Origin of the sequence: Pedobacter sp. UYP1 (assembly GCF_040547305.1) — a bacterium.
In the GTDB taxonomy this organism is placed as follows: domain Bacteria; phylum Bacteroidota; class Bacteroidia; order Sphingobacteriales; family Sphingobacteriaceae; genus Pedobacter.
In genome coordinates this window covers 234248-247157 of sequence record NZ_JBEPPL010000004.1, presented here as the reverse complement: position 1 = coordinate 247157, position 12910 = coordinate 234248, and the positions used below count along the sequence as shown (strand labels likewise).

8 protein-coding genes are annotated in these 12910 nt (G+C 38.6%); 1 reads left to right on the top strand and 7 read right to left on the bottom strand.

Annotated elements, in window-relative coordinates:
* From ABIB30_RS11195 to ABIB30_RS11185, 3 genes are all read right to left on the bottom strand, one after another.
* A complete protein-coding gene (locus ABIB30_RS11195) occupies nucleotides 1-1134 on the bottom strand; it encodes an efflux RND transporter periplasmic adaptor subunit (protein ID WP_354302011.1) in 1134 nt (377 codons plus the stop codon).
* A gap of 215 nt (nucleotides 1135-1349) precedes the next feature.
* On the bottom strand, nucleotides 1350-1949 hold the full coding sequence (locus tag ABIB30_RS11190; RefSeq protein WP_111631785.1) for a TetR/AcrR family transcriptional regulator: 600 nt from the start codon (nucleotides 1947-1949) through the stop codon (nucleotides 1350-1352).
* A gap of 359 nt (nucleotides 1950-2308) precedes the next feature.
* Nucleotides 2309-2842 (bottom strand): DUF6702 family protein, encoded by a 534-nt coding sequence (locus ABIB30_RS11185; RefSeq protein ID WP_354302009.1) that lies wholly within the window; start codon nucleotides 2840-2842, stop codon nucleotides 2309-2311.
* 67 nt (nucleotides 2843-2909) lie between these two features.
* Between ABIB30_RS11185 and ABIB30_RS11180 the strand changes: the two genes are divergently transcribed.
* The gene (locus ABIB30_RS11180; RefSeq protein ID WP_354302007.1) at nucleotides 2910-5273 is read left to right on the top strand and encodes a M1 family metallopeptidase; all 2364 of its coding nucleotides are present in this window, start codon (nucleotides 2910-2912) and stop codon (nucleotides 5271-5273) included.
* Between the two features lie 124 nt (nucleotides 5274-5397).
* Here the strand turns inward: ABIB30_RS11180 and ABIB30_RS11175 are convergent, their stop codons facing one another.
* The 4 genes from ABIB30_RS11175 to ABIB30_RS11160 are packed head-to-tail and all read right to left on the bottom strand — an operon-like array spanning nucleotide 5398 to nucleotide 12666.
* Nucleotides 5398-6672 carry a DUF4302 domain-containing protein gene (locus tag ABIB30_RS11175; RefSeq protein ID WP_354302005.1) on the bottom strand — a complete coding sequence of 425 codons (1275 nt, stop codon included), beginning with the start codon at nucleotides 6670-6672 and terminating at the stop codon, nucleotides 5398-5400.
* 30 nt (nucleotides 6673-6702) lie between these two features.
* Nucleotides 6703-7569 carry a zinc-binding metallopeptidase gene (locus ABIB30_RS11170; protein ID WP_354302003.1) on the bottom strand — a complete coding sequence of 289 codons (867 nt, stop codon included), beginning with the start codon at nucleotides 7567-7569 and terminating at the stop codon, nucleotides 6703-6705.
* Nucleotides 7570-7587: 18 nt separating this feature from the next.
* On the bottom strand, nucleotides 7588-9060 hold the full coding sequence (locus ABIB30_RS11165; protein ID WP_354302000.1) for a RagB/SusD family nutrient uptake outer membrane protein: 1473 nt from the start codon (nucleotides 9058-9060) through the stop codon (nucleotides 7588-7590).
* A gap of 15 nt (nucleotides 9061-9075) precedes the next feature.
* Nucleotides 9076-12666: a SusC/RagA family TonB-linked outer membrane protein gene (locus tag ABIB30_RS11160; RefSeq protein ID WP_354301998.1), complete on the bottom strand. Its 3591-nt coding sequence runs from the start codon at nucleotides 12664-12666 to the stop codon at nucleotides 9076-9078.
* Nucleotides 12667-12910 lie beyond the last annotated feature (244 nt).

Below are 12910 nucleotides of genomic sequence, written 5' to 3'. Positions count from 1 at the left end.
TTATCTTAATGCAGTTTTAATAGGTTCTTCTTTTAGTTTTTCAGGTTTGATAACTTCACCTTCTTTTAATTTATCAATACCATCAAAAACAATTTTGTCTCCTGCTTTTACGCCCTCTTTAACCAAGTAATTGATACCTGTAGTTCCAAGAATAGTAATTGGAGTTTTGCTCACTTTATTTCCAGCATCCACAGTGTAAACGAACATTTTGTCCTGAACTTCTATCGTTGATGATTGTGGAACAAGGATCGCATCCGGGTGACTGATGCTCAGTCTTAATTTACCTGTATTACCCGATCTTAGCAATCCCTGAGTATTTGGAAAAGTAGCTCTTAAAGCAATGGAACCTGTTTGTTTATCAAACTGGCCGTCAACCATGTCTATTTTACCTTCTTGTCCGTAAACTGTACGGTCTGCTAAAACTAAAGCAACACCAGGTAATTTTTTAAGTCTGTCTGCGATTGTTTTACCAGGATAAGTTGCATTGAAATTGATAAAGTCATCCTCTCCTAAAGAAAAGTAAACATGAACTTCGTGTGCATCTGAAAGTTGCGTAAGCGGAACTGCATCAGTAGTACCTACTAAACTTCCTTGTTTTCTTGGTAACCTGCCTACATAGCCTGTTACTGGTGCTTTAATCAGCGTATAACCCAGGTTGATATTTGCCGTAGCTACACCTGCTCTTGCCTGCTCTACGCTAGCTTGTGCAGATTGAAGGGTAGCTTTAGCGCTTTTAAGCTGGAAATCAGATACAACTTTGTTCGCGACCAAAGGGGTAAGTTTATCTACTTCGAGCTGTGCATTGGTTACTGCTGCCTGCGCTGCATGTAATAAAGCTTTAGCGTTGTTTACTGCTTCCTTGAATGGAAGTTCATTAATTTTAAAAAGTGGTTGTCCTTTTTGGACAAGAGCGCCTTCGTTCACGTAGATCTTATCTAATGAACCCGATACCTGTGGGCGTATTTCCAAATCAACGGCTCCCTGAATGGAAGCTGGATATTCGGTAAAAGTGGTTTCTGAACTATTGTGTAAGGCAATAACCGGAAGTGATTGTATTACGGGAGCAGCTACCTGAACTTTATCGCTGGAACAGCCAATAAATAATGCGGCGAGAAGTAAAATTGAAATTTTCATAACGTTAATCTGTTGTTTAACTTGTTGTGTGTGATATAGGTAAAATGTATTATTTATTAATATTAGGGTAATGCTTTTTTAACGTAAATAGGTTATTTAACACTGTTAAGTTATGAGGCAAAAAAAACGAAATAGTCCGGACAGATTTTCTCCTTAGCGGTGAGCTAATTACAAATAAATAATCTAACAGTGTTAAGTACTCCATAAAAAAATTTTTAATCGTTGATTGTTTGTATAATTCCGTGAATCGCATCTTTTAAAATGTGCTGATTCATTTCATCGTTAGTGCCTCTTCTAACCAGGTTAATAGAAATCAATCCGTGGATAACAGACCAGAAAGTATAATACTTTCTACAAACCCTATCTTCACAGATACTTTCAGCATTCATTATTTCTACAATGGTATCTGTAATGAGTTTACGTGAAGCTTCTGCCTCTGGTAATGCTTTTTGCTGTTCACAACACATCATGTCTACACCAAACATCACCTGATATAAATGTGTATGTTCAAATGCGAAATCCCAGTAAGCAATCCACATGGCTGCCAGTTGCTCTTTAGGATCGTTGTGTTTTGCTTTTGCATTCTTCAGATCGATTAGCAGGAATAAATTTCCTTTTCGCGTTAGTTCCAGCAGAATGCCTTCTTTATTGGCAAAATATTCATAAATAATCGGCGCAGTGTATTCAATTTTATCTGCGATTTTGCGCATACTTAAGGCCTGCCAACCGTCTTCTTTGACGATTTCTAAGGCAGCATCAAGTATGTTAGCTCTTGTTTCTTCCTTAACCCTTTGAATTCTTTCTTTACTACCCATGGTAATCTTGCTACTGTGTAAATAATCTAACACTGTTAGACAAATGTATAACTAGTTTTAAAAATCTATATCAGCGTATTGTCACAACTCCGAAAAGGGCTGAAATTGGCGGTTAAACGAAGGTTTAAAATGATGATAAGAATTGTTTGAGTAAATATCTAAACAAGTTTCACAAACGTTTCTGGCTGTGTTCTATTGCAGGTTGTAACGTACTTCAAGCGGGGTTGATACGGAGTTGAAACGCCCCGACCCGTATCAACCCCGCTTAAAGTACGTATCAATGTCCAGCACAATATAGCCAAAGACGTCCTTAAACAGCTGTTGAAGACGTTCAGTAAAAGAGTATAACTTTAAGGATTCTATAGTGAAGAGGCAACTCTTTTATCTGGATAAGTCAGTTTAAAACTGTGTCTGTTGCCTTTAAAGGTTAAATGAAAGATATTAGTTTGATCATCAAAAAGATCATATAATACGGTACTGGTGGTTTCCAGTTTAACAATATTCTTAACTTTTGCTGATTCCAGATAAACGACTACGGCTTCATTATCTTTTTCAAAACCAATATAGTTTAGCGGTAAGACCTTTCCGTTCGCCGCCAGTTGTAAATGAGCTCCAATGTATTTACGCACCAGCTGATCCATTTCTTTATGTTTGGACTCCAGAGACAAATCTGCTTTAACTTTATATTTTTTGCTGAGGATATCTTCAAAATCATCTGTAAATATCCGGCAGCTCACTTCCATTGTACTCTCTTTGAGGTTATAATTTAATTCTGTAGCGCTCAGATGTAAAGGATGTTTAAGACTATTCCCGGCATCAGCTGCTGCCAATGGTTTAAACATACCGGTAATTGCGTAACAAATTAATAGAGAATGGTGAAGGAAGGATAACATGGTGCTAATATAATTTTTGCTTTACAAAAAAACGGTTTAAATTTAGACTTCCTACTATAAAAGCTAAATGACTAAATTATTAACCGCTACCCTGCTGCTGTGCTCCGGCCTGCAGGTCTCCTATGCTCAAAACATTCAATATAATCCGGGTAGTAATCACGGAAATAAATTTGAACAGCTGGGTACTATCCTTTCTACCCCTAACGAACAGCGGACCGCAAGTGGTGCGCCTGGTGTAAAGTATTGGCAACAGCGGGCAGATTATGATATTAAGTGTTCGCTGGATGAAAAGAAACTCGAACTTACCGGCTCAGAAAAAGTAACTTATTTCAATAACTCGCCAGATGTACTAACTTATATCTGGCTTCAGCTGGATGAAAATGAGCACAGTAACATCAGGAATGCGGGTTACCAGACCAGTACTACAATCCCTGCAACTACAACAACCCACGAAATAGATAAAGCTGTAATGGATCAGCCTGACAATGGAAACGGTGTTGCTATTCAGAAAATCACTGATGCTGCAGGAAAAGAATTAAAATATACGATCAACAAAACCATGATGCGTGTAGAAATACCTGCCCCTTTAAAATCAGGACAGCAGTTTATCTTTAATGTAACCTGGAAATATAAGATTACAGATCGTATTGTTGGCGGAGGCCGTGGTGGCTACGAATTCTTCCCTGAAGATGGCAATTACCTGTTTACTATGGCGCAATGGTATCCAAGATTATGTGTGTACAGTGATTTCCAGGGCTGGCAGAACCACCAGTTTACTGGCAGAGGTGAGTTTGCACTGACCTTTGGAAATTTTAAAGTACAGATGACAGTTCCTGCAGACCATGTAATTGGCGGAACAGGAGAATGTATTAATTATAGCGCTGTACTTTCTCCGGCAGAACTGGCCAGATATAACAAAGCGAAAACAGCTACCGAACCAGTTGAAATTGTTACGCTGGACGAAGCTAAAAAAGCAGAGGTTTCAAAAAGTAATGCAACAAAAACCTGGGTTTTCCAGGCAAACAATGTCCGTGACTTCGCCTGGACTTCTTCCCGGAAATTTATCTGGGATGCTATGGCACAAAAAGTCGAAGACAAATCAATTATGTGTATGAGCTTTTATGGTAAGGAGGCTTATAATTTATACAGACCTTACTCTACCAAAGCTGTTGCGCATACTGTTAAAACCTATTCGCATTTTACCATACCCTACCCTTATCCTGTTGCACAAAGTGTAGAAGCGGCCAATGGAATGGAATATCCAATGATCTGTTTCAATTACGGACGTGCTGAAAAAGACGGTACTTATAGTGAAAGTTCTAAAAATGGAATGATCGGTGTAATTATTCATGAAGTGGGACATAATTTCTTCCCGATGATTGTGAATAGTGATGAACGGCAATGGACGTGGATGGATGAGGGATTAAATTCATTCCTGGAATACCTGACTGAAGAGCTTTGGGACAATAAGTTCCCGGTAAAAAAAGGGCCTGCTTATACGATAGTGGACTACATGAAATTACCGAAAGACCAACTGGAGCCGATTATGACCAACTCTGAAAACATTGAACGTTTTGGCCCTAATGCTTATTCTAAACCTGCTACGGCTTTGAATATCCTGAGAGAAACCATTATGGGCAGAGAGTTATTTGATTATGCCTTTAAAGAATATGCCAGAAGATGGGCTTTTAAACACCCTACTCCGGCAGATTTATTCAGAACAATGGAAGATGCGAGTGGTGAAGATCTGGACTGGTTCTGGAGAGGTTGGTTTTATACCACAGATCCTTGTGATATCTCATTGGATGCTGTAAAATTCGCTAAGGCAGATGTAAATTCTAAAGTTCCGGTTTCAAGGGTAGCGATGGTTAAACTTACTCCGCCCCTGGTGAATGATTTCGATGATATTTCTAAAGTAAGAAACAGAGCTGATAAAAATATCCATTTTTATACTGACCAGGACAAGTCAACGCAGGATTTTTACTGGAGATATGATCGTGGAATTGAAAAATATGATAACAAAGAGCACAAGCAGGAAATTCCCGAACAGATGGAAGCTTTATCTTCGGAAGATCAGGCAAAATATGCAGGCAAATTCTTTTACGAACTTTCATTCAGCAATAAGGGTGGTTTGATTATGCCTGTTATCGTTGAGTTCACTTTTGCAGATGGCAGTAAAAAAACAGACAGAATACCAGCTCAGATTTGGAGACACAATGAATTGAAGGCATCTAAATTCTATGTACAGGATAAAGAAGTAACGGCTATAAAATTAGATCCGATGCGTGAAACCGCCGATATTGATGAAAGTAATAATACCTGGGGAGGAAAAGCAGAGACTTCTAAATTCCAGTTGTTTAAACAAAAATCGATTACTACACGTGGACAATCTGTAGGTGGTAATCCAATGCAAAATGCCAAAGGAATGTAAACACTGAGATAATCTGCGCATAAAAAAAGGCTGAACCATTATTAAATGATCAGCCTTTTTTATTAAATCCCGGTTTCCCGGGAGGGTTGGCAACTATTACAGGTAGGTATAGGGCCAAAGATCATTACTTAAATGACATCCATGCAGTTGCATCTTTTACATTCACCAAATCATATTTTTGTAAACCTGTATTGATTAAATAAAAGCCTTCTGGCTGCTGAAGTATAAGTGCTGTATTTACCTGAGCTGTCCTTATCTTCGCATTCGTAGTACTGCTATAAAGCGCTGTAGCACTAAACAATATTTTACCGTCCTGAATTTTCACTGCAGGGTAAGCAAGAACGTACCCCACATAACCAACTGCACTATAAAATCTAAAAGACTGAGTCGGGGTCCCTCCCACATTAAGTTTTGGAAAGAAGTATAATCCTGCAAAACCTGGAATACTTCCTTTTAAATTATAAGCGTCCTGTATGCCCGAAATTGTAAATCCATCACTTCCATCCCAGTATAAACCCAGACTAGAAGGATTATTCATGAAAAAATCTACCACGGTCTTATCATATACCAGGGGTGCTATCGCTTGCGTAAACTGAACTTTAGTTCCTAAAGCAGTTGCATTCACTATTCCAGCTCCTGAATCCATATTTACATCTTTCAATTCACTCAGTATAATACTGCCTAATACCAGAGGTTTAAAAAATGCAATTCTGGTTCCATCAGTATAAAATCCACTGGTTACCGTTTTACGGGCCCCGTTTTCATAACTTGAAAATGAAATAGTGCTGGTTGGAATATCAAATCTCACTTCGTAAGCTGTTCCAGCTATCGTAACTCTTTTAAAATAAGTTTTAAGATTGGCTAATACTGTTTTCATCCGGGTAATTCCAGGAAAGACAGCTTTATTTTCTTCTTCAGAAACTGATCTTACCAAAATAAGCGGAGTCTGGTTAAACAAACCTTCCAGTTTAATGGTATCCGCAGTTGCGGAAACAAATCTAAACTCAAAGTCTGCACCTTTGCCGGCTCCCGGAGCACCGTTAAACTTTGAAGGATCAGGATCTTGCAATTTGTGCAGTGTAGAATAAGTATCAAATAATAAACTCGGTTGTTGCAAAGCTTTTAAACGATAAGAGCTCTCCTGCGCTGCAGGGTCATAGTCTGAAGACATAGTTACCCTGTTTTTATCATTAAAATTAAACAGGAAAGTATAAACACCATTTGAACCTGTGTTTAAAAATCCTTTCCAGCCAAATTTGGCTGAGGCCAATTGTGTCTGATACGCTGTCATGGATGCCTCTACCCGCTCATCAACTGTGCCGTTGGCAGGCTTGGAATCGTCTTTCCGGCAAGCAGTAAAAACCGCTGCCAATAAAAATATGTATATTAAGTTCTTCATCGTTCTATGAAATTAAAGGATTAGAAAGCATTATTTTTTTAACGGCGCCATGGTATTGATTTCTGCTTGCACTTTATTTTGCAAGGCAATGAAATCAATTCCAAAAGCACTTTTCAAATAGGAAATCACAATAGATTTTTTCTTTAGCAATTTTGCCTGAGCATCAGGTTCCAGCGTAGCAAGCAACGCTTGAAATCTATCTTCTCCATCAACCAGCATGATAGATAGCATTTCTACAAAATCCTCATCTTTACTCGCCATCGCATAAGAAGAAATAAAGCCCATAGAATTTGCATCTTCCTCAGCAATATTAAACCAGGTCGCCGAATAACTACCAGCAGTAATACGCTGATAGTCTGAGGTCACTGCAATATTCTGATTCAGGATATGACCAAATTCATGGTGCATCGTATGCAATATTCTTTCAACCGAGCTCCTGTTCCCTTTTTGAAAATCGTTTAAAACCATTAATGTGACCTTGCGGCCTGATTCTGCCACCCCTAATGTGATAGACCCATTACTATTGTATTGAGCACTACCTACCATATAGATTTGTTTCTGCACATATTTTTTGAAAAAATCGCCTCCCTTTATCGCAACGTATGGATCAATCCAACCAGATTTAATGGTTTCCAGTACCGGAATAACTTTTGATTCCAAAATGGGCACAACATCTTTATTGATTTCACCCAATTCAGACCTATCCCATTTATATTTAATTTCCATATTATAAGGAGTCGTATAATTGGTACTGATCCAATCATCCAGAGGTCCTTTTACCCAGGTATCACCACCCAGTCCAACTAGAGGCGTATTTAAATCTTCTTTCTTTTTGCAGCCAGTAAAATATCCGGTGATCAGTAAAGCAGCCACAATTACTATTAAATTCTTTTTCATGTTCTTAGGTTTAAAAAATTAACGTGGATTTGGTGCAAGGCCTGATGCAATAGCTTCTTGCGGAAGCTGACATACTCTTCTTGGATCATCAGCAGCTAAAGTAATAGTGGTTCTGCCATCAACTGAAGTGTGTACAACTGGAATTTTCAAACGAACAATATCCAGCCATCTCATACCTTCATGTAAATACTCCAATTTCTTAAAGCTTAATACTGCATTTACCATAGCATTCTGAAGACTAACTGTTGGCGAGAAGGCCTTCGCTTTTGCTTCTGTAAACTTGTGAACACTTGCGCTGTAGCTAATGATCCTGGTTGATAAGTAAGTATCCAGATCGGTAATTGCTTCCGGGTTTTTGTTCAGCATAATATTAGCTTCAGCACGGTTGAACAGAACCTCTTCTGCTGTAAGCAAAGGGATTGTGTTATAAGGTTCACCAATAGTAGCGCTCAATGTCTGTTTCACAAAGTTCTCTGTAAACTTAGGAACGTTATAATGCGTGTCATCACCAAAAACTTTATCACCCATAGCTAACGTTGCACCAGAAGCATTTCCTGAGGCTCCGATTACTTGTAAGAGATTAGCCCCGGCTAAACCATAGTTATAACCCGCATAATTTCTTCCCCATGAAGTAGCCGCTTCCTGTAATAAGAGATTGGCAGGCTCAGTCGATTTGGTATAAGTTGCCTGAAGCTCGTAATAGCCTAAAAGATTATAAACAGTATTCCACTGTCTTAAATTATCCTTTATAGTGCTACCAGGAAATACAGCATTTGCATGTTCAATTACTTTTGCATAATCCTTTTTGAATAAGAAAAAACGGGTGGCAAAAGCATGTGCGGCTTCAGTAGTAAAGTGAAACTTAGGAATGCGGTAGCTATTGTTTTGAATTAAAGGTAACCCGGTTTCCAGATCTTTTTGAATCTGATCGTAAACACTCGCTACTGTACCACGCTCGTATTTACCCTCCACTATTTTTTGCGCCTGGGTAACGTATGGAATTCCAGGGTCTGACGATGCCGTAGCAGGATCATATGTTTTTGCGAAAAAAGTAACCAGCATAAAATGGGCATAGGCACGGGCAACAAGAGCTTCTCCTTTACTGGCCGAATAGGCGGCTGCCGACTGATCACCTGCCGTATTAATTGCATCCAGGGCGTAATTGGCTGAAGATATAGCTTTATAACAGGCCATCCAATAAGAAGGCGGGTTATCTGTGGTATTGGCATCTACCTGATCCATGTACTTCCAGGGATACTCGTTTACTCTGTCCAATGTAGTTGTCCCTTTATCAAACGAATTATCACTCATTGCTTCTGCAAATGGGATATAGTTGAGGTGCGGATAAGCATTAGCTAGTAATTCGGATACTTTAACAGGAGAGTTCAACTCAGTCCGGTCATCTGGCTGGTGATCCAGCATTTTTTTACAACTGCTCATTGACAGTGTAGTAAAAAACAGGGTATATATAGAGATTTGACGTAATTTCATTTTGGTTCTTTTAAATTAAAATCCAACTTTTAAGGAAACAGTATATTGTTTTGGAATTGGTAAGGCCACCCCTCCAGAAGCAAAAAATTCAGGATCCTGTCCTCTTAGCTTTTTATCAGAATAGATCAACCAGAAGTTATTGGCTACTAAACTCAGTGAGGCATTATTTGCACCGATGATTTTAGCAATTCTATCTTTAAAGCTATAACTCAGAGAGACTTGTTTTAAGCGGATAAATCCACCATCAGCTACTCTTGCACTTGAATAATTATAAGCGTTATATGGATATTTACCAGAAATTGATGAAGCCTGGCTTACATCAGGTATAGAAGGCACATTGGTGAAAGCTTCATCCCCTGGTAAAATCCAGCGATCTTTAAATTCTGTTGGCAAGGCATCCAGATCCGAGTAAGAAGTGGCAAAGAATGGATTCAGCCTGATTTTGTTACCTGCAGAAAATGTGAACAAGGTATTCAATGTAAATCCTTTATAAGAGACTGTATTCATAAACCCACCCATTAATTTAGGATCTGTAGGCCCTTCATATTTCAGGTACTTGGTCACATCACTTTGAAGATAAACATCATTGCTTAATTTCCCGTCCTGATCAATAAACGTTGGTATTCCAGTGTCGTGGTTGAGCCCTTGAAAATCTATAGAATACAATCCTCTGTAAGGAAATCCTTGTTGAGGGCCACCATCAGCGGTAACCAGGCTGAATATATTCTGAGGACTTTTTAAATTGGTAACTTTATTGGTATTGATAGCAAAATTGAAATTACTTCTCCATTTCCAATCTTTTTGATCAATAATTTTGCCACTTAAACTAACTTCAAGTCCCTTAGTTTGCATATTTGCATAATTTGCAGTCGTCAAATACTGACCACCTATTCCAGAAGTCCTGATTGGACTGATCAGATCAAAACCGTTTCTTTTATAGACATCAACGGTCAGGTTTAACCTGTCTTTAAACAGTCCCACATCTACGCCAATATTTGTTTCATATTGCTTTTCCCAGGTCAGTTCATCGTTCTGTATATAATTGATATTCATCACAGATTCCTTGTCATTGATATAGGGTCTTATTGCACTTGCATTTTTCAGTACTAAAGCAGAGTTGGTTGCACTTCCTAAACTTGCGGTTAAGCCATAGGTAGCTCTAAGTGTTAAACGGCTGATCAGACTTTGTTTTTGCATAAAATCTTCTGTATCCACGTTCCAGGCTCCCGAAACATTCCAGGTAGGTAACCAACGTGCATTAGCCGATTTACCAAGCTGATTAGAACCGTCGTACCTGGCTGTCGCGTTTAAAGAATATTTTCCTTTGTAGGAGTAAGCGGCTCTACCCATAAAAGCAGCAAAACGATCATAGATATGCCCCATAGAATAGTAATTGGAATTACCTAAAATGGCTTGTTTAAGGATATCCGGGTCAATAAAAGGTTCTCCCCCTTTACTGTACTGATAACCATAACCTATATTACTACGGGATTGACGATTAGCAATCCTGGTTTCCTGGGCTACATAAACGTTAATCAAATGATTTTCATTAAATGTATTGTTATATTCCAGGGAGTTTCTGACCATATAAGCTTTTAAATAGTCGTCCTGGGTATCATAGAAACCACCATAAGGCAATACAACGACCGGCTGCAATTCAGGATGTTCAGGATCACGGTAAAGAAAACGGTTATTCTCCTGAATATAAGAATCTCCCGCAGCTCTGTAGGCATTGGCCATATTGGAATCTTCTCTTACTTTATGTTCGTTTCCACTTTTCACATAGCGCATTGACGCCATAAAATCATATTTCAAATGTGGATTAATCTTATAATTCAAACCACCCTGTAGTTTAAAATCCAATAAATTCACATCCAGCGTATTGTTTTCCAGCTCTGACAAGATATTGAATGGTGCAAAGTTTCTGGGAAAGTACTCTCTGTTTCCATTTTGGTCAAAAGCAGTCATTGTCCTGCTGGTATTCAGGGAATAACTGAAAGGATTGATATCAAAATCTCTGGAATATTTTCCTTCTACCGGGTTACTTACCCGGCCAACAGTACCCGGTGCTTTCTGCTCACGGATAGATGAGGTGGTGATAAAATTTATGGTCAGCTTATCAGACAGGTTAAAGTTCGCATTCATATTTGTGGTGAAGCGGTCTACTTTATTTCCCATAGCCCACCCGTTATCATTCAGGTAACTGGTAGAGAAATACAATTGTGATTTTTCTGTTCCTGTGGATATACTTAAGGAATGTTCCTGTTGAAGTGAATTCTTAAATAAAAGATCAAACCAATCTGTATTCGCCATTGCATAACGCTGCAGAAATGCATTTTTAGCAGCAGGAGTATTCTCTAATCCAAATTTCCCCGAACTTGCATCGTAAGTATTAATTTCCTGGTACATTTTGGTAAAAACGCCACCATCAGCATTCCTTGACGTTTTACCCAGGTTAAGCCATCCTTTACGTTCAAGTTCAGAATAAACTGACATCTGATCTGCAGAGTTCAAAATATTATAATTGCTATAGCTTGGCTTTAAACTGGTAGAAAAATTGCCTGTATAAGAAACCTTGGTTTTACCTATATGTCCTTTTTTAGTGGTAATCACAACTACACCATTCATCGCTCTTGCACCATACTGAGCAGTCGCAGCTGCATCTTTCAGAATAGTAAAACTCTCTATATCATCAGCATTCAGCCCTGCTACTGAAGAACCAATCAGGGTATTGACATCACCTGAAGATAATTGTTCGTTAGAGATATTAACGACATCTTCTAATACGACCCCATCAACTACCCATAAAGGTTTATTGTCTCCGGTAATAGAAGTTGCCCCTCTTACTCTTATTTTTGGTGCAGCTCCGAAAGTACCCGATACATTTTGTACAGATACCCCAGCTACACGTCCTTCCAACATCCGGCTTACATCAGTAATACCATCTTGTTTAATATCCGTTCCCTTTAGCGTTACTGAAGAGCCGGTAAATAGTTTTTTGTTAATGGTCTGATATCCTGTAGTGATCCCAACTTCTTTCAATGAATTTACATCCTCTTTTAAACTTAAATTGATCTGGTTTTTTCCGTTAACAGCAATCTCTTCTGTTTTATATCCCACATAAGAAAATTTCAACGTAGCATTTTCATCTACTTTAAGACGGTATTCTCCATTTGCATCAGTTGTAACAGAAGTTGTTTTCCCGTTTTCTTTAATAATTACTCCGGGAACAGGCTGGCCGTCCTTATCGGTTACCCGCCCTTTAACTTCGATTATAGCCAGGTAATCAGCAATCTTATCTAAGATAGATTTTTCCTTTTCTTTGACTACAACAGTTTTATCAACGATTTCATAAGAAAAAGGCTGATTTTTAAAGCAAAGCTTTAGGGCTTCGTCTAAGGTTCCGTTCAGAATGGTAATGTCAACTTTACTTGCTTTTTCCAGCAAACGTTCATTATAAAAAAACTGATAACCGCTTTGTTTACCTAAATCAGTGAAGACCTGTGTTAATGCGGTATTTTTTTTATTGAGATTGATCTTTTGGGCTAATCCGGCTGCACTTACGTGCATTAATACCGAGAATAGAAGAACGAAGGTTACCTTCATGGTTCGCCAAATTAGGTTACGGCCCTGCCAATTTTTGGACAGCAGGGGGCAATGAATAATATTATTCATATTTTTGTTTGGATTGGGTTGATGATTAAACTGTTTGCAGAAATTGTTAAAGGGTTGGCCCGGTCATTTCAGAAGCTCCGATCGCCATCGGAGTTTCTGTTTTTCACAGGGTACCCAGTTGTTTAATATAACCCGTCGTCTCTGTAGAATTTTTTCATGTAAAATTTGGTTTGTG